The following is a 23,046-nucleotide window of genomic DNA, read 5'->3' as shown; positions in this document are numbered from 1 at the left end:
TCTTAAATGAATTTAAGAAAAAGAAACCGTCCTGCAGCAGAAGTACAAACTTCCGCGATGAACGACATCATGTTCTTCCTGATGCTGTTCTTCCTGATCGCGTCAACGTTAACGAATCCAAATGTGATTAAGTTGTTGCTCCCGAAATCAGAATCAGGACAATCAATATCTAAAAAAACCGTTAGTATAGCAGTTACAAAGGATCTGGAGTACTTCCTGGACAAACAGCCTGTTAAGCTCGAAGATATTCAGCCAAGGCTGCTGGTTTATAAGCAGCAGGTAGAAGAGCTAACTATTGTATTGAGCGTTGATCGCACGGTTGCCATTCAGGACGTTGTTCAGATCATGGACATCGCTAACAAAATGGGAATAAAACTTGTTTTAGCAACGGAACCCAAATAAGCTATGCAATACCAGGAAGAAAATAACTATCCCAAAGCATTCCTGATCTCAGGAGTTATGATGGGACTTTTAATAGCAATCAGTTATTTTATTGTCTTTGGGATGCAGGCACCCCAGGAAGTAGGAACAGGCGGTATTGTTGTCAATTACGGCACGGTTGAAGAAGGAATGGGTGATGACTTCATGAGTATCGAAGAACCTTCAGTAGATCCGAATGCCAATAATACCCCGCCTGATAAAGTGCTTCCCAATACCGAAACACAACCCGTCCCCTCGGCAGAAAGCAATGAGAAAACCGTTGTGACGCAGGAAGTAGAAGATGCTCCGGAAGTAAGTGTTCCTAAAAAGGCAACCAGCGCACCCGTTGCATCAACAGCCACAACACCCCCTAAAGAAAGTAAACCCACTGTGAATCAGAATGCCCTTTACAAAGGGAAGAAGAGTACCGGAACGGGTATGGGCGATGGAACCGGCAGCACACCGGGTAATCAGGGAGATCCTGATGGCGACCCTCTTGCCTCTAATTACGGATCAGGCGGCTCAGGTTTCGGAAATGTCAAGCTTACCCTTGCAAACAGGCGCTTCCTCAATCTGCCAAGGATCAACGATCAGGGGCAGCAATCAGGGAAGATCTATGTGGAGATCCGGGTTGACAAGTCAGGCGAAGTCGTCTACGCCCGGGCAGGCGTCAGGGGAACTACACTTTCAGATCAGAACCTCTGGCGTAAATGTGAACAAGCGGTAATGGGTGCTAAACTAAACCAGCTTGAATCTGCTCCGGATGTACAGATCGGAGTCGTGGTGTTTAACTTCAAGGTGAAATAATCTGAGGTATACATAACATGTCTTACCAGCAAACCGTAGAGTTCCTTTACTCCCGTCTGCCTATGTTTTCCAGGATCGGGGCTCCGGCGTTAAAAAAGGATCTTACTAATACCAGGCTGCTTTGCAGTTATTCGGGCAATCCGCAGGAAAAGTTCAGGACTGTACATGTAGGCGGCACTAACGGAAAAGGGTCAGTGTCGCATATGCTCGCCGCAATACTACAGCAGGCTGGCTACAAAACCGGTTTATACACCTCCCCTCACCTCCGGGATTTCAGGGAGCGAATCCGGATAAACGGAGATATGATTCCGGAAGAAAAGGTTGTTGAGTTGACGGATCACCTCAAAGCTTGCATAAACGAAATTGAGCCTTCATTCTTCGAAGTGACAGTTGCAATGGCCTTTCAGTACTTTGCTGAACAAAAGGTTGATATTGCTGTCATTGAAGTAGGTTTGGGAGGGAGACTTGATTCTACCAATATTATCACTCCGCTTCTTTCAGTGATCACCAACATTGGTTTTGATCACATGAATATCCTCGGAGATACCCTTCCGCTTATTGCTGCCGAAAAAGCGGGAATTATTAAACCAGGCGTACCGGTTGTTATAGGAGAGCAACACCCGGAAACAAAAGACGTGTTCATTACCCAGGCAAGAGAAACCGGATCAGATATTACTTTTGCTTCAGAAGAATGGGAAGTGTCGGGAGAAAAGATAAGCGGAGCACACAAAGATCTGCTGCAGGTAAACGTCAGCCCTTCTGATGATATAATTCCCGCCCTGATTGAACTTGATCTTACAGGAACATATCAGTTAAAAAACATAAAGACAGTATTAAGCGCTGTAAAGGAGTTACGGAAGCAGGGATTTCTTATTGATAAGGAACATATTACTAAAGCTCTTGCCAATGTGCAGTCTGCTACCGGTTTAATGGGCAGATGGCAGGTCCTGGACAGAGCTCCTCTGGTTATCTGCGACACTGGGCACAATGAAGATGGAATCCGTGAAGTTTTAAGAAACATTCAGCAAACTTCCTTTTCTAAGCTTCATCTGGTGATTGGCATGGTCAAAGACAAAGATATTTCCAGGGTACTCTCTCTCCTGCCCGCTGATGCTGCATATTACTTTTGCCAGCCCGCCATTGAGCGGGCTAAGCCCTCGGAAGAACTGGCTGCAGAAGCTGCCCTGAAAGGACTGAGGGGGCAGGCATATTCAAGCGTTAACGAGGCCCTGGCAGCCGCCAGGAAGGCAGCAGGGAAAGATGACCTGATATTTGTTGGCGGAAGTACGTTCGTTGCAGCTGAAGTAGTCTGATCTGCGTACAGCGGCGTAAAGCAATAAGTCAAGCCGAATCTTTACAATACCGTTTACCCATACTAAAGGAATCGAAATAAATATCAGCTTAATACTGCACAAGCGGACCGAACATGTATTTCAGCCCTATATTGAAAACCCCATACATATCATTTCCACTTCCGGGAATGTAATACCCATCCATATTATCCCCCATTAAAAAGTTCGCCTGGAACTTCATACTCAGGATCACCCTGGGCTCCCTTGAAGTTTGGAGATCAACTCCGGCAAGCACCGGAATAACCAGCTCTTTATTCCAGTTTGCACCACGGAACAAAGCTTCCCGGCCAGGTACCGGCTTCCTGTTAATGCTTACCTGGCTGCTGGAAATCAAGCCGATCCCACTTCCGGCATATATTCCTTTGATGAACCTGTTTATAATACCTTCATCGTTGAAGTGATATCGTCCGCTGTTTCCCATAAACTGGCCGAGATGGACCTTTCCATAAGCCGTTGCCGCCTTATAATCATTCACAAAATATCTGCCTGGTGAAGCGGATTCAGATCCCGCTAACTTCCCCTTTTGCAGCTCGGCTCCGATATTGACATACCGGCTGAAATAAAAATCAGCAGTCCCGCCAAAAGCAAATTTATATTTCGACGACGACAGGTCATTTTTGCTGGTAGTGATCCCTGCATTTGCTCCAACAGCAAACCTTCTGAATTCGTTTTGGGCAAATACGGAGGCTGGTAGCAGAAATATCAGATAAAGCCAGAAAGGTTTCATTCAATAATTTAAAAGTAAAGCCCGCAAAAGTAATCCTTTTTACGGGATCACAACATATCTTTAATATGCTTATAATTTGATTTGATCGTATCAATCACTTCGTCCATTTTTCCGTTCAGCATGAGCCTTGTCATAGAAATGGCAAAACCACGGATCTGGTCAAATTCCGTCTTCGGCGGCATCGCCAGGGCGTTGGGGTCTGTCATAACATTCACAAGGGCCGGTCCATTGTGAGCAAAAGCCTGTACCAGCGCATCTCTTACCTGGTCAGGTCCCGCAGCCGAAAAGCCTCTCATCCCCATCGATTGAGCCAGTGCAGCGAAATCAGGATTATACATATCGGTCTGCCAGTCCGGCAAGCCGGCTACTTCCATCTCCAGCTTCACCATTCCGAGTGACCGGTTATTAAATACCACCAGTTTTACAGGAAGATTATACTGCACGATAGTCGCCATATCCCCCAGCATCATAGACAGGCCTCCGTCGCCGCAAAGAGCAACGACCTGCCTGTTGGGAGCAGCAAACGCTGCACCAATTGCCTGAGGCAATGCGTTTGCCATAGAACCGTGATTAAAAGAACCCAGCATCTTCCTTTTAGCGGTTGCCCTGATGTAACGGGCACCCCAAACACAGCACATGCCTGTATCCACAGTAAAAATAGCGTCATCCGAAGCCAACTTGTCGATTTCGGCAGCCACAAATTCAGGGTGTATGATATTGACATCGCCCCTATCGTCCACATAGGTCTGCATTTTTCTTTTTACTTCCCCGTAAAAGTCAAGTTGCTGACGAAGGAAACTGTCATCCGTGTTCTCAGCCAAAATAGGCAGCAAAGCCTGTAAGGAAGCCTTCACCTGCCCGTGAAGTCCAATGTCAACTTTCGCTCTTCTTCCTATACGTTCGGGCTTCACATCCAGTTGCACAATCTTACAGTCCTCAGGAATAAAATTGCTATACGGAAAATCTGTTCCCAGGAGGATCAGTAATTCAGCATCCTTCATACTGTGGTAAGCAGACGGAAGCCCAAGCAGTCCCGTCATTCCCACTTCATAAGGGTTATCATGCTGTAAAGCCATCTTACCACGGAATGAATATCCTACAGGAGCTTTGAGCTTCCGCGCCAGGGCCACCACTTCCTCATGAGCGTTTTCACATCCGATTCCCCCGAAAATGGTAATCTTTTTATACTGAGATATTAAATTAGCCAGGTTCGCCAGCTCTGTATCAGAAGGCCTTATAATACTTTCTGTATGGTATGCCTTTGTAGAAGTCATGCCATTTTCTGCATTCTGCATGGCGAGGTCCCCTGGCAGTCCCAATACAGCTACACCTTTTTTATGAACAGCATGCTGAACTGCTGCCTGAAGCATGCGCGGCACCTGGGTTGGAGTATTAGCCAACACATTATAACAACTGCAATCGTCGAACAGGCGGATCGTATTGGTTTCCTGGAAATAATCTGTTCCGAACTCATTGGAAGGGCACGTAGACGCAATGGCAATAACGGACGCACCCGAACGGTGTGCATCATACAAACCGTTAACAAGATGAACGTGACCGGGGCCGGAACTGCCGGCACAACAGGCCAGTCCGTTCAGCTGGGCCTCAGCGCCTGCAGCAAACGCACCAGTCTCTTCATGACGCACATGTACCCAATCAATCTTGCCATTCCTGCGGACAGCATCATTTATTTCATTCAGGCTATCGCCTGTAACCGCATAAATTCTTTTGATACCTGCTTCTACCAGGATATCGACTACTTGTTCTGCAACTTTTGCCATAACAATCTTAAGGTTAATAAAGTTCTCCTCAATAACAGAGACCCTAAAATATATACAGCAAGGATGCCCGAATGTTTAAAGCCTCCCGGAGAAGGAGGCTTTAAATTTTAAACATTATCACAATAAAGAAGTATATCTCCCTTCGAAATAGCTATACATCAAGATTATAGATCTTTTGTATCTTCTCCAGTTGTTCTTCAAAATTGATGTTCAGGTCGATAAGATCACCATTATGCAGGTCAAATACCCAACCCGCTACTTTGGGAAAACCGTTAGCTTTGTAACATTGCTGTACCTCTGCTGTCTTGATCACATTAATACATTGTTCTACCACATTAAGCTCAACAAGCCTGTTATAGCGTTTTGTATCATCAGCTATCCGGTCCAGTTCCTCCTGGTGATGACGATAGACATCCCGTATATTCCTGAGCCAGGGATTCAGGATCCCCAGGTCTCTCGGCTCCATTGCCGCTTTAACACCTCCGCAATTATAGTGGCCGCATACAATGATGTATTGAACCTTTAAATGCACGACAGCATAATTAATCACCGACATGCAATTCAGGTCAATGCTGTTCACTACGTTGGCAATATTCCTATGGACAAAAACATCTCCCGGCTCCAGTCCCATAATTTCATTAGCAGGCACCCGGCTGTCAGAACATCCGATATAAAGAAACTCGGGCTTCTGCTCTTTAGCGAGTTCCTCGAAGAAATTGGGATGGCCTTCTTTCTTCTGAGCAACCCACTTTTTATTGTTCTCAAAAAGCTGCTGGTAAGAATTCATTTTGTTTAGTTTCCTGCAAATGTAAGCAGCATCACATTCTTTTCAGACAACAAATGTAAATGCCCGGTAATTTTACGCCTTGCTTTTAAAGTTTCTTACCTTCTGTTAAACGCTTGCAGCGCAGCAGGGCTTCAAGGTAGTAATAGTCAGCATAAACAAGCGGAACGTCAATTTCACTGTTTGCAGGCTTGTGCCCGGTGCTATGAGCAAGAATAAATCCGGCGTTCTCTCCCGGCTTGCTGGTATACTTTTCAGTCAGAGAACGAAGAATCTTATCAGACGAACTTCTAAGCTCTTTCCCTTTTTTGCTGTAAGTACTCAGCTCGTATAATGCAGAAGAGATAATAGCAGCAGCAGAGGCGTCACGGGAAACATTCGGAATCCCCGGATCGTCAAAATCCCAGTAAGGCACCATATCAGCCGGAATATTTTTGTTGCGGAGAATGAAGTTCGCCACTTGCTCCGCCTGCCTGAGGTATTTCTTGTCGCGGGTTTCGCGGTAACACATCGTATACCCATACAAAGCCCAGGCTTGTCCACGAGCCCAAGCAGATCCATCGCTGTAACCCTGATGAGTTACTTTTGATCTGACCGAACCATCCTTAGGGTTATAGTCAACTACATGATAGGAACTAAAATCCGGCCGGAAATGATTTTTCAGTGTTGTGTTGGCATGACTTACAGCGATCTTATAAAATGATGAATCACCGCTAAGCCGGGTTGCTTCAAATAAAAGTTCAAGATTCATCATGTTATCTATAATAACCGGGTATTCCCATTTATCCTTGTTATGATCCCAGGAACGAATGACTCCTGTCACCGGATTAAACCGTTTAGAAAGGCTCCTTGCCGCTTCGATCATCACCTTCCTGTATTCAGGGCCGGAAGTCAGGCGATAAGCGTTTCCGGCACTACACCCAATCATAAAACCGAGGTCATGCGTCCCGGTATTATATTGTTCTTTCTCAATTTTTGCTGTAAAATGCACTGCAGCTTCCTTCCACTGCTGATCTCCGCTATATTCGTACAGGAACCAGAGTACCCCCGGAAAAAATCCGCTGGTCCAGTCTCTTGAGGGAACAAGCTTTAACTCACCCTTTTCATAAGTTCTGGGAGAGACCAGCTTTGCGTTAGCGGTATCCAACGGAGCAATTTTCTTAAGCATGAACTGCACTTGTTCTTCAGCGCCTGTAAAGGCTTTTTTCACGTTTACAGGCTGAGCCTTCACGAGGCCCGAAAGCAATAGAACCAGCGGAAAGAAGATCGTATATTTCATAATATCAAAATTTTAAGTTATAAATGGAGAGTTTCTGGTGACATATGGATCCGGAAAGACTACTATAACTCCACAAAAACAGTTGGCAAGCCTTCCGAAGCGGCGCCGACTACCGATCTGCCCTTCTGTAACCTTACTTTAATAAGTACGCGCCCGTTGTATGCCTGTACCTTTCCTGACCCCGAAGAAGTACCCTGATTATCAATCAGCTTTCCGTCTCCTGAAAGAGAAAACTTAACAAGATTTGCTGCATCCAGGCAGAGCACATCCTTATTGTCAAGAAGTTTTACTTCAAGCGTTGCAATTCCATCCTCCTCCGAGATCTTTTGAAGTGTAATTTTGGCTGGTTTTCCCCATTTCTCAGTCTGATAAACAAAAGAGATACTGTCTTTGACTACCTCTTTCCCATTCCCTGCCACTACACTTACAGTGTTCTTTCCTTCCTGCAGAACGGCGCTCCATCTAAGTCCGGCTGCCGGAAAATCATCTGCACTCCTTTTCTTAATCCCGAGGCTCTTGCCATTAAGGAATAATTCCGCCTGCCCGCAATTCGAGTAAACTTTTATCATTTTCTCTTCGTTCTGATCCCCCCATCTCACAGGCATAGAATGACCATAGATATGCACCATCGGCTTTGCCGCCCAGTAAGACTGAAATACATAGTAAGATTCCTTCTTTGTAAAATCCCTTTCCACTACCCCTTTCTGATTGACATATGGTACAGGATTATCCGGCCGTACAGGCGTCGCAAAATCTTTAAAAGGCCAGTAAGCGGATCCCGACAGCCAGGGCATGTTTTCCTGTTCCTTAAGATGCCAGTCGATGAGGTTACAGATATACGACTCACTCCAGTCGCCATCTTTCGAAACGCGCGCTGCGCCTCCATAAAGCGAAGCATCGCCCGCCCGTTCGTCGGCCCCTCCACCCGAAGTGATCTTATTCAAAGCTTTGTCCGGATTTTCCGAATGTCTTCGTGCATGACTGTCGCCACCCCATTCTACGTGAAGAAAGCGCTTTACTTTATTAAACTCTTCCTGGCTTACCTGTTTATATTCCGTATATACTCCCCGATACCAGCCCGCCCATATAGACGGAGAGTAGACATCCACAATATCGCTGCAAAAGTCGCATCGTCTGATCGCTGTTTTCCGTGAGTCGTCCAGACGATGGGATAACGCGTTCAGCTCTTTCATAAAAGTCCGTATTTTCTCCTTATCAAACTCCGGAAAATCGCCGGGCCAGTCATTCTCGTTTCCAAGCCCCCAGATAATAACCGAAGGATGATTAAAATGCTGTTCAATCATGTTGGTCAGCATACGCCGGGCTTGTTCTTTATAAACCTCCCCTCCCAGTCCGCCCCTGCACCAGGGAATCTCTTCCCAAACCAGAATACCGAGGCTATCACACAGATTTAGCACAATCCTTGATTGCTGATAATGCCCGAGGCGGATAAAGTTCACGCCCATTTCCTTCATCATGACCATCTCCTTCCGGATCATCTCCTCCGTCATTGCCTGTCCTACACCAGCATGATCTTCATGCCGGTGTGTACCGCGGAGAAGAAGTCGCTGACCATTAAGAAAAAAGGGGCCTTTCTCTGCAAACTCAAAATTCCTGAAGCCGATCTTTTCTGTTTGTCTGAATTTTCCGGCAGACGAAGTAATAATAGTTTCAACTGTATACAAAAGAGGTTTTGACGGAGACCACAACATTGGCTTTTTAACAGGAATGTCCCAGATCGTCATGTCGTCCTGAAAATTACTGAGTCTGATATTACCGACGGCTACCCGCTTTCCCGAGGGATCATATAAACGAAGTTCAGCCATAGCCGAAGTAATTCCGGCAGGATTATAGAACCTTGCTTTAACGTTTAAATGTCCCAGCTTTCCTGAGGAGTCCGTCTCCGCTTTGGCGAATAATTGATCAACAGAAAGCGAAGGTGTATACACCAGATTAAGGTAGCGGTAAATTCCGCCATAGATAGTAAAGTCTGACAGGTTCGAGGGAATCATTTCGAGGTCGCGGGAATTATCGCATCTGACAGAAAGCGGGACCTTCCCTCCGAATTGCTTTTTACAAACTTCAGTCTGTTTAAATTCTTCTACCGCTTTTGTTACGTCCACCATCCACTCGTCATATCCGCCAACATGTGCCCCAACCTTCGTTGTGTAGATATAAACTTCCGTCTTTTGTCCGGCCCCTTCAAAATGCAGCAGGGTGCGTCCATCACTGTAAGGATTCTTTATATCGAGTAAAGTCCTGTACCAGCCGGGGCCCTGATAGTAGTTTACATCGGGATCGACAGCATCTTCTGCGTTAAAACAATGCGGCAACGATACCTTCTCCCACAACGGAACACTTTCAGGATTGCCTTTTCCTACCGGCCTGACAGCTTCCCATATCCCACCCAAATCCTGTTTCAGAAATTCCCAGTCATTTATCAGGCGAATTTTTTCCTGGGAAAAACATTGTTGAACTGCCATCAGAAATACCAGCAAGAGAATAAATCCGGACTTAAACCAATACATATCTTACTCCTTCAAAGATTATTAGAATACTTTTCTTACTTGCAATGCATTTAATACAGGATCGCCTTCAACAGCGTTAAATTTAATCCCGATCCCTTTTCCCCCTTCTACCAATACGGCTGTACTCTTAATGATTCCCCTGTTTATCCCCGCTTCCTCTTTAATATTCAGAGCATCTATCAGTTGTTTACCATTCACCGACACATCGAATACCCTGGCAGAATCAGTCTTTGGGGCAACGGTATTATTTAGATTATATAATAAAGGCGCTTTTTCCTTTCCACCGTTTAATTCTGAAAAGTATAAAGAAATATGATATAAACCATCAGGTACATCAAGCCTGTATTCTGTTATTCCTACCTGTTGAGTCTGAAACAGAGGATCATCGAATGTACCCTTTATATTCCTGTCGCTACCGTATCCATCTTTATTGCCGTTATTAAGTTTAAATGGCTTGCCCCCGGTATAACCCCAGCTCCCCGGCCTGTACGGCTGATCAGGGATCCATACAATATACTTCTGATCATCCACAAAGAACCGCTGCGTTCCTGATATGATATTCATTTCTTTAAAAGGGATTGAACCGCTGCTTAAGTTATATGGCAGAAGTTTGAAGTCAATCTCTGTATAATCTTTAAAAGATACCCCCTGCTGCATCGCGATCGCTTCTACCGAATTGACCCCGTCAAGAAAAGGGACATCCCATTCGCCGATGTGATCTTCAACTGTTTTTGTCCCCAGATCCTTACCGTTAACGATAAGAGTCACTTCTTTCTGATTGGTATATACCTTCAGTTTCTGAAGACAAAACAGATCCTTATCAGACATCGCAATGCCAGACCGGAGGTTCCAGCCTCGGGAAGCAATCCTGACAAAGGGCTTTTTAAGGAGGGCTGCCTGATAGAGGTAATATATATCCTTCGGTTTGCGGTCCCAGGTGAGGAGCCCCTTGTTATTCATGTGGGGCATCGTCTCCTCCCGCGGTTCAGAGTTAAAATCAGCAAGATTCCATACGGCAGCTCCGGCAACGAAATCTCTTTTCTGAATTTCCTTCAGGTATACCTCATGATAAAAGCTTGCATATTCAACCGTTTTATCAAATCTAAGGGGGTTAAACGTCCGTAACCGGGGATCTGCGTCAGCCCCGTATTCGGTAACCATCAAAGGTTTACCCGGGTTCTCCTTATGAAACTTGTCAAGGAATTGTCCGAATCCTTCAATCTTGTCTCCGTACCAGCCCTGATAAAGATTCCAGCCTATAACCATAGGTATAGAGGTGAGCCCCACTTTCTTATACAGATCATAAGCACCGTGATTAGATACAAAAGTGTAGCGCGTTGGATCCTCTTTCCTCGTCAGATCTTCCAGGTTTTGTACAAGGGCTTTAATATTCTTATAATACGCTTCCTGTCTTTGGGCGTCATTTCCGAACTTAGGCTTTAAAAGGACTTCATTCATATAAGCCCAGAGAATCACAGCCGGGTGGTTATAATTCTGCCGGATCATTTCAATCTGCATCTCCCTGCAGTTATTATAAAACTCTTCAGATTCCGTAATGGCATTGACAACCGGGATTTCCACTGAAGCCAGTATCCCGAGTTTATCGCACATTTCCAGAATAACAGGATCCTGCGGATAATGGGCTATTCTTAAAAAGTTACCACCCATCTCTTTCAGCAATTCGATATCCCGGATATGAAGTTCGGCAGGGATCGCATTGCCGAGGTTCTTATAGTCCTGATGCCGGCTCGTTCCTATCAGCTTACACCGCTTTCCGTTCAAAAAGAAGCCCTCATCGGGATCGAACCTGAACCACCTGAACCCCAGAGGGTTGATCACTTCATCAATCTGCCGCTTACTCCTGGCATCAAAAATCCTGCTTACAACTTTATACAGATAAGGATTGTCGGGAGACCACAAATGAGGATTGTGTATCCCCTTCATCTCCTGTGATATTTCCGCCTTAGAACCGGCGGCCAATTTCAGGGAAGAACTGGTTGAAGTCACTTTATTACCGAGGCTGTCCATTAGTATGGTCTCGATCAGTATCCTCTGCACATTCGCTGCCGAATTATTCAGTTTAGACCGAACGAGTACTGACGCGCTTTTCTCGGAGACCGAAGGTGTGCTTACATAAATTCCGTTAGAGGCATAGTCCGTCAGATCAAAATAAACATCGTCTTTTACAACCAGATACACATTGCGGTAAACGCCACCGAAGAATGTAAAATCAGCTGATAAAGGGGGAATATTCTCGTTATGACTATTGTCGACCTTAAGTATTATTTCGTTGTTCGCCTGACTATTGAAGTCGAGACAATTGCTTATTGGAATACAAAAGCGGGTATACCCGCCGGTGTGTTTTCCTGCAATTTTACCATTTACCCAAACCTCTGTCTGTTGGTTAGCCCCGTCGAAATAAAGGAATAACTGTTTCCCTTTCAGCTCCGGGTTTATCTTAATTTTCTTTTTATACCATCCGATGCCTCTGAAATATCCAGGGTCGTCATCCATCACATCATGAGCGTTCCATGTATGTGGAAAAGACACGTCCTGCCATTGAAGAGAAGCGTTATCTTTCAGTCCTTTACCCTGAGGATCTTTGGTGAATTTCCAGTTGTCGTTGAGGGAAATTTTCCCGACTCTAAAATCACCGTCTAATGATCGTGAGTAAAGGGGATTTGAAATAATCAGAAGGATAGCAATAAAATTTGCAAAGGACTTCATTTGGTTCTTAAAGACAGATTAAATTGACGCACAGTTGAAATAAAACACAACTGTGCGTCTTCTAAAGTACATGATTTATATGAGCACTATTCAACTATTTTATCCAGCGGCGCGACATTTTCCTCATATCCGTTGTATCCTTTATTCTGGTTAATCCTTCCCCGTACATTAAACCGCTGCGCGGCGGCAGGTATAGGCCATAAAACGTGATAAGGAGCTATTCGATATTTTACCCCCTGAACTGTAGGGACTTGATTCCTATAAAAATCATTCTTTTCAATTATTCTGTCATAGAGGAAATTATTATCTGAAAACGAAGCGAGATTATAAGTCTTACCGTTATACGCAGGTTTACCAGTCATTGCAAAAACATATGCGATACGGGTAAGTTCAGTTTTTCTCGGTTCCTCCCAATAGAGTTCACGTGCCCTTTCATCCAAAATTGTCCCGATAGTAATTTCAGCAGGATTAGTAAGCAATTGAGCCTGAGCCCTTTTTCTCACTTCATTTATATCGTCCATCGCACGTGTCAAATCGCCCTTCCAATAGTACGCCTCAGCCCTTAACAGATATGTTTCTGCAACGCGGAAAACATACCAGTCTGTGTTCGTACCTCTTGGTGGGGTCCAGTAAGGGTCGTTGGCAACTTTGTTAGTCGAGTTAATGAACACTTTGTAATGCGGCCAGCCAAACCAGTGACGAATTGTGTCATATGCACCATTCTGGAACCTTGCAGCAACATTAGAATTATTATACTCTATAAGAGGCTTTCCATACAGTTCCCGGTCAGCTGCATTACTGGAGTTTTTTAACGCCGGATTGTTGTAGACCAGGTCTGTCATGTTCATCCACATTCCCGGAGCATGCCGTAAATCGGTATTATCTGTCCAGATATATTTCGTACTGTATGGGGTTCCTCTGTAACGGCCGATTCCTCTTCCATACCAGGCTGTCAATGGATATTCAACATTTACAGCATCAGTCATAGCCGTCGCGCCCGAAGGTGTTTTAACGTTGGCGAAGTGCCATGCGGGAACACAATTACGCATAACCTGAGAACCGAATTGTGTAAACCCATTTGCAAGATTATCCCTGTCTATAACCAGAAAAAGAGCTTCTTTGTTACTTGCCAGCGCTTTGTTATCCATTCTGTGCAAATCCCAAATCACGTTCTTTGAAGCATCTGAAGCTGTACTACCAAAGCGGTTTTTCATAAGGGCATATTTTGCCCCATTAAGGATATTACCTGCGGAGGCAATTGCATCGTCAAACTTGCCCAAAGAGAGATTTACTTTTGTAAGCAAATGGCTTACCGCACCTTTTGTCACTTCTCCTTTCATTACATCATCTGACACCCAGGTTTGGGCGAATTCCAGATCTTCCCTCATCTTCTGAAGGATCACCTCCCTTTTTGTGGAGTAGTAATCGTCACGGGGCGAAGAGATGTCTTTAAGGTTCAGTGGAACATCTCCAAACTGGTGAACAAGACGATAATAAAAGTAAGCGCGATAGAAATATGCTGATCCTAATATTGCATTACGCTCCGCATCAGAAGCATATTTTGCATTATCGATGTTAGTGATGATCGTGTTTGCATATCTGACCGCTCTGAATTCTTCAGTCCAATACCATCCTACTTTGTTATAGTCATTATTATTTAACTCTGCGTCGGGAGTAATGCGGGTAACCAGGTCTTGAGCATTAGTGCTTTTATCAGTAGTACCATCGACTGCTACATCCGAAAAAAGCGACTCTGTCAGCATTGGCGCGGCATCTCCAAAAAATTCCTGCCGCGTACTTGCGCCCAGATTATTTAATGCAGCTTTCATAGCCGCAACATTATTTAAAGACGTAGAGGGAGCATACTGGGATAAAAGATCTGAATCAAGATACGACTCTTTACATCCGCCAGCAGCCAGCAAAACGGCCGAAATTGCAATAACACCTATTCTTTTATTTAGAGTTCTCATGTGAATGATCAAATTAAAGTGAAACATTAAGCCCTAAAGTGTAATACCGCGGCGTCGGTCCGTCATTCTGCGGATCCCAGTAATCCCATGTCGGGGCATATAGCGCGGCGTTATTAACATTCAGGTAAACTTTAGCACTTTTTACCTTTAATTTTCCAGCCAGGTACTGAGGCAGTGAATAAGCAACGGCAACAGTATTCAACCTGATGAACGAGTTATCCCTCCATACGTTGAAACTTGCTCCGCTAAGCCCTGAATTTAACCGTGCAAAATCATTTAAGGGATTTGAAGGAGTCCAATAGGGCAGTATATAGGAACTGGACCTACCGAAGCCAACACTTCCAGGCTGGTTCTTGGCCTGATTAAATTGCTTTTTCTGCCCCCAATTGGACAACAGCTGAAAAGAGAAATCAATATTTCTGAAGATGTTGAACTCGTTTCTTAATGCCCACACAAATCTTGGTGTTTTATAACCAATAAACTGTTTGTCAAGATCATTATAGGTATAATTTCCGTCGACATCTTCAAGTTTAAAATCACCGGCTTTGATGCCTTTGTTAAATTTATTGGCCTCCTCAAGTTCACTTTCCTGCCAAACTCCTAAAATCTTGTAATCCCATATCACGTCGACATCTTTTCCAATAAACCACCCGTTACCTGGTTCATCTGAGGTAGTTGCAAGTCGCTCAATTTTGTTACGGTTGAAGAAAAAATTAAGTGATGTATTCCAGGTGAATTTCTCAGACCTCACGTTCTTGCTGTTCAGGCTCAGCTCTAATCCTGTATTCTTGATTGCAGCTAAATTTGAAAAAACATTGTCGTATCCTGAAACATTAGTCAGCGTTGGTTTTACAAGCAGGTCACGGGTTCTTTTATCGTACACGTCAATTGAACCGCTTAACCTGTCATGCAGAACGGAGAAGTCCAAACCAGCATTAAGCGATTTCGTTTGTTCCCATTTCAGATTGTCATTTCCCATCCGGTTCCCGTTTCTGACGGTGTTTGCTTCAAGTGGAGTACCGCTGTTATTCACAAGTTGATATTTTCCTATTGTAAGCAGCTGCAAGGCAGCGTAAGGATCTAATGTTCCGTTATCCGGGTTCCGTAATTCTCTGTTGCCGTTAATACCATATGACAACCGTAGTTTACCATAATCCAGCCAGTTTAGTTTACCTTTCATAAACGACTCTTCTGTAAAAGTCCAGGCAAAAGCAGCCGACGGAAAGACTGCATCCTTAAAGTTTGCTCCAAACACCGAATATCCATCCTGTCTTACAGAAAGCGTCAGATTATATCTCTGCATAAGGCTGTAGTTTAACCTGCCCATCAAAGCGTTTCCTGTCGCAACTTTGTCTTCTGCGTCTACTGTAGCCTTAATTCCACTTGACAAATTATGATATCCTAAGACATCGCTCGGCACGAACCCCTCATTTCCGGCCTGCGTCCACCATGTTTGATATTTTTCAGCATTCGCAAGCAATGTCACATCAATAGTGTGGATCTTGTTGAAGGTCTTGTTCCACTTTAGCAAATTATCGACCTGCCAGTTGTACCTGGTTTCATTTGCACGGGTAACCGACCCACCCGGAGTTGTAACATTTGGATTATTAGTTGAACTATGATTAAAGGTACGATACATATCTATTCCGGGGCTGAAGTTCAGCTGATATGTGATTCCGAAGGGCAACTCAACCTTGGTATACAAACTACCGAAAATTGTATTCTGCCTGTTCAACCGCGAATTATAGGTCATATCAAGGAACGGGTTCCTTGCATTTAGTCCGTTGTCATCTGTCGGAATTCTCCTTAATTTGCCGTCTGCTGTATACATATCGCCATATGGAGAAAGGCTTGTTAACTGATTCCAATCAGCCTCAATAGCTCCCTCGTCTCTATCTGCATATTGAAAATTTAGTCCGACTGTCAAAAACTTCGCTGCCTTACCCTCGAGATTAACCCTGGCTCTGAATGTGCTAAACTCACCCCCTTTTATCAGATTCTCATTCTTTAGATATCCCAGAGACATATAATAGCTAACTTCCTCTTTTCTGCCGGACATACTTACCGTATGATCCTGACGCAGACCAGTTCTGAAAATCTCATCATACCAATTGACCGTTTTTCCTGCGAGATAATTGGCCTTTTCATTCGCAACCAAGCCAAGACGGTTTAACCAGAGATCGGTAGGATCACCGCTCTGACCATTCAGCCATTGGGTGAGAGTTATTCCTTCCGGCAGGTTATCCGGATTATCATATAAATAAGATGGCGTTGCCGCACCGCTCCTCATTACGTCAGCTCTCCATTTGAGAAAACCGGGGCCGTCGTAAACTTTTTGGTCCCGGGCCAGGGAAGCAAGGCCGAAATTTGTGTTAACAGTAATGATGGGAGCACCGCTTTTCCCCTTTTTTGTAGTGATCGCAACAACTCCTGTTGCAGCTTTGGCTCCATATACGGCGAGCGAACTGGCGTCTTTCAGAACATCAATACTTTCAATATCATTAGGATTAATATCAGAAAGCTGACCTGAATAAATAATCCCATCAAGAACTATTAATGGGGAAATTGAAGCGCTTAAGGTAGTCTTCCCTCTCACAAGCAGATCACCCCCACCTTTTGCACTGGTGCTAAGACCAACATTAAGACCTGGTATGTTTCCTCTCAGTATATCGGTAACATTCTGCGGGTTCTCATTCTCCAATTGACTGGCTTTTACACTAGATATAGCACCGGTCACATCCTTCTTTGTAGCAGTACCGTAGCCGATAACCACCACTTCATCCAGCTGTTTGGTATCGTCAGAAAGAGTGATGTTAATCTCCGACCTGCTTCCGGCGTTTATCTCCTGAACAGCAAAACCAATGCTTGTAAAAACCAATACAGCGTTCGGGGGAACTGCAATCCGGTAATCTCCATTCACTCCGGAAGAGACACCTTTGCTTGTTCCTTTAACTTTCACCGATACCCCCGGCAAAGGGATTCCCTGTTTGTCTTTCACGACACCCTTGACAGTATGCTCCTGAGCAAAAGATAACGTACCAACAGATAACAGGAATACAAGAATAATTGTAAGTTTTTTTCTCATATTACTTAGGTTAATTAAAAACTGATAGAAATAACCGGTTATAATTTCTGCGGTAAAGATAGGGCGGTTTTCAAGAAAAAAACAAGAAAAAAATATCACAATTTATTGATAATAAGATAGTTAACTAACTTTCAATACGCTTTAACGACATCGTAAAAAAATCGGTTATAACCTGTATATCAATGATAAAATACATCTGTACCCGGCCCTGGCCGCTGAATATGATACGCCTTATTCGCCAGTCTTTTTTGGCGTTCTTTTCGTGAACTGTTCTCAGCAACAGATCAACTATTACATGAACTTAAGTAAAAACGCCTCATCAAGTTAAGGGATAGCTCCCGACTAAATTTTTTTTTTCGTTGTGAGATTAACGTATCGGTTTTTAAACATCCCCTTCGGGCTATCGGCTGTAAATGAAGCGGGTACGTTAAATTTCATTTAAGAACAAACCGTATCAAAAAATACATAAATAACTGTAAATCAAATAATTAACCATATTTTTTCCTTGACTATTGAAAAAATGTCGAGTACTTTTGAACTCACAAACCATCTGAAGCCAATTAATAAATACAATGAAGGAAAGAACTCCCCGCACAATCAATTACCAGACCAGCGAATAAAACTAACGACATTAAATTGTCTGGCGGATTAAACGCCTCAAAGAATGTCCGGCACAACAAAATCCATTGCGGACCGGACGAAGTAAAAGCTAATTAATTAACATAAACTTAATTTTTATGAACATGAAAGTCTACTTTCAATGCTTACATCCTATCCTCTCTTTGTGTATTATAATGTTCATTGCGACGGCTGCTGTTGCCCAAACTCCCATTAAGATCACAGGAAGAATAACGTCGCAGGACGGCAGTCCGGCACCCGGAGTCAGTGTATTAGTTAAAGGGACTACAAAAGGTGTTAGTTCTGATGTACGGGGTAATTATACTATCACAGCGCCGGACAACAGCATTTTAGTATTCACACAGGTTGGCTCTATCAAACAGGAAATACCGGTCAATAAACGGAATGCCATTAACGTAGTCATGAAAGACGACGTTTCTCAATTAAACGAAGTCATAGTAATTGGATATGGAACACAAAAAAAGGTTAACCTTACAGGTGCTGTTACACAGGTAGGCGGTGAAGAACTGGAGAACAGGCCGGTACCAAATGTGACCGCTGCTTTACAAGGCGTCGCCCCCGGTGTTGCGATTTCGCGTCAGACGGGGAGACCGGGAGATGAGGGTTACGGTATCCGTATTCGCGGATTTTCCTCTGCAAGCGGCTCCAACGCCCTGGTATTAGTCGACGGGATGGAAATGGATATGAACCTGATAAATCCTGACGATGTTGAATCTATTTCTGTACTTAAAGACGCTTCGGCAGCAGCTATATACGGAGCACGGGCCGCCGGTGGTGTTGTATTGATTACGACAAAAAAAGGTGCGGAAGGCAAGACGAGGATCAACTTTAATAATTATTATGGTCTCAATATCACGGCCAGGCAACCAGAGCGGCTGAATTCATGGGATGAACAAACCCTGATTGACGAATCGCGCTTCAATGCTACAGGTGCCCGTGAATACACTCCCGAACAAATTGAATGGCTCAAAAATGCCAATTTCGACGTGAGAGAAAATCCCACTCAGGATCGCTGGGAATATTTCGGCAATAACAACTGGCTGAAAGAAGGTATGGATAAGGTTAATTCTATGCAAAACTATACCTTATCTGTAAGCGGAGGATCTCAGAAGCTTAATTACCTGGCTTCAGGAAGTTACTACACGCGGAATGGGGTATTACGTTACGGACCGGACGATAACTCCAGAACAAATTTCAAACTGAACGTGAACGCTGAGCTGAATAAGTATATCAGCGTAGGTTTCGTGGGAGGATATATCGGATCATCCGTTAATCTGAATTCAAATGGTACGGACAATATTATTGATCGTTTATACCGGAGCCGTACTCGACAATTATTATATGTACCGGCCGAGGATATAACGGGGCAGCCTTATAACGGAGACCTTCAGATCAATCCGGTCGATATTGAAAAGAACGGAGGGAAGGAAACGAGGGATTATGACACCTTCCAGGGGAAATTAAATTTCACACTAAAAAACCTGGTAAAAGGCTTAACGGTTGACCTCGCCGGCTGGCGCAACCAAAACTATTACAACCAGGAATCCGACAAAAGAAGCTTATTCTGGTATGGTCGTACTACCAACACAGTCAGATTCCAATTTAATGTCCCCAATGAACTGGACATGACGAAAAACAAAGGATTTCAAAATAACATACAGGGTACCTTTACCTATAATCTTCAATTAAATAAGCATAACTTCAAGCTGCTGGGAGGCACTTCTTTTGAAGAGTACCGTAAGGATGAATTCTGGGCGGTAGGCAAGGGAATGATCACTAACGACTTTTACAGCTTCAACTTTTCTGATCCCCTGCAAAAAACAGTTAATGACAATGTTGAAACCTGGGCATTCTCTTCTTATTTCGGAAGATTCAATTACAATTTTAATGAAAGATACCTCTTCGAAGCCTCGTTTCGTTATGATGGCAGCTCCAGGCTTGCTCCGCAGAACAGATGGAAGCTATTCCCTTCTTTCTCGGCGGGGTGGCGAATCAATGAAGAAAAGTTTTTCAAAGAAACGTTTCCATTTGTATCTAACCTGAAACTCAGAGCATCATGGGGCCAGCTGGGGAATGGGGCCGGATTTGGCTTATATGATTATCTGGGACTGATTAGCAGCGGCCTGGTTCTTAATGGAAGTAGCCCGGGAAGTTATCCTAATCTCGTATTTAACGATCAGCGTACCCAATACCTGCTCCAGGAGGAATTGCCCTCAGTAGATAAAACATGGGAGATTGTAGAAAATTCCGATTTCGGTCTTGATCTCGGATTGTTTCAGGAGAGACTGACCGTAACGGCCGACGCATTTGTTAAACGCAATAAAAATATGCTTGCCCGGTTAAATGTCCCCAATATAATAGGTGTAAGGACATCGACGACTAACATAGGAGAGCTTAAAAGCTGGGGATGGGAACTTGAGACTAAGTGGAGAGATCGTATCGGGAAGTTTAATTATAACATTGGATTTAACATCACTGATACTCAGAATAAACTAATCAAATACAATGGCACCAACTCCATAGGGAGCGGTGGTCAGGTTTACACGCTTGAAGGTTACCCGCTGAACAGCATATGGGGATACAGAACTGACGGATATTTTCAGTCACAGGCAGAAGCCGACGAATACAGAACCAAAGTAAAATATCCCTTTTTTGCGAGCTACACCGCCGGTGACGTGAAATACCTGGATCTGGACGGGAATGGGACTATTGATGCGGGAGACGGCACACCTCAAAACTCCGGAGATCTTGTATACTTAGGCTCCAACGACCCCAGATACCAGTTCGGTGCTGATTTCGGCTTTAACTGGAAAAGAATTGATTTTTCGGCAATGCTGCAGGGCGCCTCAGAACGCCACTTTTTAATAGACCGAAGCACTGTAGCTCCGTTTTATGAAACATCAAATATGCCATGGACCATACATATGGACCGGTGGACCCCGGAAAATCCCAATGCCCTTTTTCCACGGATGTATCAGACAAGCGATCATAATTACCGCCCGTCCGACAAATGGGCTCAAAACGGCAATTACATACGTTTAAAAAATATCCAGCTCGGCTATACAATCCCTGTAAAGAAAAAATATATACAAACCTTGCGGGTTTACTTTTCAGGGCAGGATCTGTGGGAATCGACGAAGGTGTTAAAAGTGTTCGATCCCGAGGTAGGAACAGATGCTTCACCGGGCAACCTTGTCAAGGCAAATACATACCCCTTTTACAGGACTATCTCATTCGGGATGAATGTTGGTTTATAATTTCAATTATGATTTATGAAAAAGATAAATATCACTATAGTTACTTTGCTTTCGCTCTCTCTGATCTACAGTAGTTGCGACCTCGATCGTTTTCCTGAAACAAAGTTTTCTGAAGTGGACTTCTGGAATACTGAGTCCGACCTGATGAACGCCGCTAACAGACTATATGTTATTCTGGGTCAGATGAGTCCCTACTCGCCTGATAACAGAGCTGACGACAATACAGGTCAGAATGTAAATGGGGTCAGCAGTGGAAACCGAACCATTCCCAATACAAGTGATGACTGGAGCAGGCCGTATGATATGATTTTCACTGCTAACAACATTCTTGAAAAGGGTGTCAAAGCACAAGTCTCTGATGCGGTTAAGAACCGCTATTTCGGGGAAGCCCGCTTTTTCAGGGCTTATGCATATTTCAGCTTACTGCAGAAATTTGGAGGAGTTCCTCTTGTTTTAAAAGTTCTCAGCATCAATTCCCCGGATCTGAAAATGCCGCGATCCGACAGGCAAACTATTGTTCAAACCATTTATGATGATCTCGATTTCGCCGCAACCTGGGCTCCCACCCGTGCAGCACTCGCCAGCACTCAATATGGCCGGATCACAAGAAGCGCTGCTCTGGCGTTTAAAGCCCGTGTAGCTCTATATGAAGGAACAAGAGCTAAATTTCATAACGACGGCGAATGGCAAACACATCTCAATATTGCGGTTCAGGCAGCTTCGGCGGTAATGGGCCAGGGACACACTCTGTTTCCCAGTTATTCAGGCCTGTTTATTCAGGCCGGGGAAGGCCCGGCAAATACGGAAAATATCCTTGTTAAGATTTATGGAGTTAATAATACCAATGTGATATTGGGTCATAATTATTCCCGTGATCTGGAAAACGGGCGAGCCGCAGCTACACGGAATTTGCTCCGCGAATATTTATATACCGATGGCCTTCCCGCATTTAATACAGATAATGCTCCCAGTGCAAAAAGATCAGCCTTCTTTGTAAATGAACGTGACGAAGCCTCCTATAATACAATCTTCGAAAACCGGGATCCGAGAATGGCAGCAACTGTTTTCATGAACGGAGAAACGGCCTATAAAGGAATATGGACGCCGACTACTTCCCTCGGTTCGCGAACTGCTTATGCAACCAAAAAAGGGTTCAATATTCCCGACTGGACGACCACCAATGCCGGGACGGTTGACCGGATACTTATCCGTTATGCGGAAGTACTACTGATATATGCAGAGGCTAAATATGAGCTGGATGGAGCCATAAGTGATGCGGATTTAAATTTAACCATTAACGCATTACGCGCCCGTGCTGGTTTTGGTGCCAGACTTACCAACACATTCGTTACTGGCAATAATTTAAGTATGCGTGAAGAGATCCGGAGAGAGCGAACTGTAGAACTGGCTTTAGAAGGCTTCCGTTATGACGACCTTATCCGGTGGAAAACAGCAGAACGGGTCTTACCTCAAACACTTCTCGGAGCTAAATTCAATGCTACCGACTGGGTAGGAACCAATCCTTCTTCATTGAACCTGAATGCTGATGGAGTTCTAATAGTTGAAGATGCAGGCAAAAGATCTTTTACGGAGAACCGCGACTATCTATATCCGATTCCTTTCAACGAGATAACACTGAGTGACGGTAACGTAATACAAAATCCGAACTGGAAATAATAATATAGATGAT

13 protein-coding genes are annotated in these 23,046 nt (G+C 44.2%); 5 read left to right on the top strand and 8 right to left on the bottom strand.

Going from position 1 to position 23,046, the window contains the following annotated elements:
- Window positions 1–6 precede the first annotated feature (6 nt).
- The 3 genes from DDR33_RS10780 to DDR33_RS10770 are packed head-to-tail and all read left to right on the top strand — an operon-like array spanning window position 7 to window position 2,540.
- Complete coding sequence (locus tag DDR33_RS10780; protein WP_109415802.1) at window positions 7–402, top strand: ExbD/TolR family protein; 396 nt, start codon at window positions 7–9, stop codon at window positions 400–402.
- Between the two features lie 3 nt (window positions 403–405).
- A complete protein-coding gene (locus DDR33_RS10775; protein ID WP_109415801.1) occupies window positions 406–1,227 on the top strand; it encodes an energy transducer TonB in 822 nt (273 codons plus the stop codon).
- A gap of 17 nt (window positions 1,228–1,244) precedes the next feature.
- Window positions 1,245–2,540, top strand: coding sequence for a bifunctional folylpolyglutamate synthase/dihydrofolate synthase (locus DDR33_RS10770; RefSeq protein WP_109415800.1), 1,296 nt, complete (start codon window positions 1,245–1,247; stop codon window positions 2,538–2,540).
- Window positions 2,541–2,628: 88 nt separating this feature from the next.
- On the opposite strand, the gene DDR33_RS10765 is transcribed toward DDR33_RS10770, so the two are convergent.
- The 8 genes from DDR33_RS10765 to DDR33_RS10730 form a co-directional block, all read right to left on the bottom strand.
- Window positions 2,629–3,306 carry an outer membrane beta-barrel protein gene (locus DDR33_RS10765; protein ID WP_109415799.1) on the bottom strand — a complete coding sequence of 226 codons (678 nt, stop codon included), beginning with the start codon at window positions 3,304–3,306 and terminating at the stop codon, window positions 2,629–2,631.
- A 47-nt stretch (window positions 3,307–3,353) separates the two neighbouring features.
- Window positions 3,354–5,087, bottom strand: a complete 1,734-nt coding sequence (locus DDR33_RS10760) for a thiamine pyrophosphate-dependent enzyme (RefSeq protein ID WP_109415798.1) — start codon at window positions 5,085–5,087, stop codon at window positions 3,354–3,356.
- Window positions 5,088–5,238: 151 nt separating this feature from the next.
- Complete coding sequence (locus DDR33_RS10755) at window positions 5,239–5,874, bottom strand: carbonic anhydrase (RefSeq protein ID WP_109415797.1); 636 nt, start codon at window positions 5,872–5,874, stop codon at window positions 5,239–5,241.
- 85 nt (window positions 5,875–5,959) lie between these two features.
- A complete protein-coding gene (locus DDR33_RS10750) occupies window positions 5,960–7,150 on the bottom strand; it encodes a glycoside hydrolase family 88 protein (protein WP_109415796.1) in 1,191 nt (396 codons plus the stop codon).
- Window positions 7,151–7,212: 62 nt separating this feature from the next.
- Complete coding sequence (locus DDR33_RS10745; protein WP_109415795.1) at window positions 7,213–9,678, bottom strand: glycoside hydrolase family 2 TIM barrel-domain containing protein; 2,466 nt, start codon at window positions 9,676–9,678, stop codon at window positions 7,213–7,215.
- Window positions 9,679–9,699: 21 nt separating this feature from the next.
- The gene (locus tag DDR33_RS10740) at window positions 9,700–12,405 is read right to left on the bottom strand and encodes a glycoside hydrolase family 2 TIM barrel-domain containing protein (RefSeq protein WP_109415794.1); all 2,706 of its coding nucleotides are present in this window, start codon (window positions 12,403–12,405) and stop codon (window positions 9,700–9,702) included.
- 86 nt (window positions 12,406–12,491) lie between these two features.
- Entirely contained in the window at window positions 12,492–14,375 is a 1,884-nt protein-coding gene (locus DDR33_RS10735) for a RagB/SusD family nutrient uptake outer membrane protein (protein WP_109415967.1), read from the bottom strand.
- A gap of 13 nt (window positions 14,376–14,388) precedes the next feature.
- On the bottom strand, window positions 14,389–17,460 hold the full coding sequence (locus tag DDR33_RS10730) for a SusC/RagA family TonB-linked outer membrane protein (RefSeq protein ID WP_109415966.1): 3,072 nt from the start codon (window positions 17,458–17,460) through the stop codon (window positions 14,389–14,391).
- Between the two features lie 743 nt (window positions 17,461–18,203).
- Here DDR33_RS10730 and DDR33_RS10725 point away from each other — a divergent pair.
- Both DDR33_RS10725 and DDR33_RS10720 read left to right on the top strand, forming a co-directional pair.
- On the top strand, window positions 18,204–21,356 hold the full coding sequence (locus tag DDR33_RS10725) for a SusC/RagA family TonB-linked outer membrane protein (RefSeq protein ID WP_109415793.1): 3,153 nt from the start codon (window positions 18,204–18,206) through the stop codon (window positions 21,354–21,356).
- Window positions 21,357–21,371: 15 nt separating this feature from the next.
- Complete coding sequence (locus tag DDR33_RS10720) at window positions 21,372–23,033, top strand: RagB/SusD family nutrient uptake outer membrane protein (RefSeq protein WP_109415792.1); 1,662 nt, start codon at window positions 21,372–21,374, stop codon at window positions 23,031–23,033.
- The last annotated feature ends 13 nt before the right edge of the window (window positions 23,034–23,046 follow it).

Origin of the sequence: Pararcticibacter amylolyticus (genome assembly GCF_003130405.1) — a bacterium.
Taxonomy (GTDB): Bacteria; Bacteroidota; Bacteroidia; order Sphingobacteriales; family Sphingobacteriaceae; genus Arcticibacter; species Arcticibacter amylolyticus.
The sequence above is the reverse complement of the archived record's forward strand: the minus strand, read 5'-3'. Positions and strand labels throughout refer to the sequence as shown.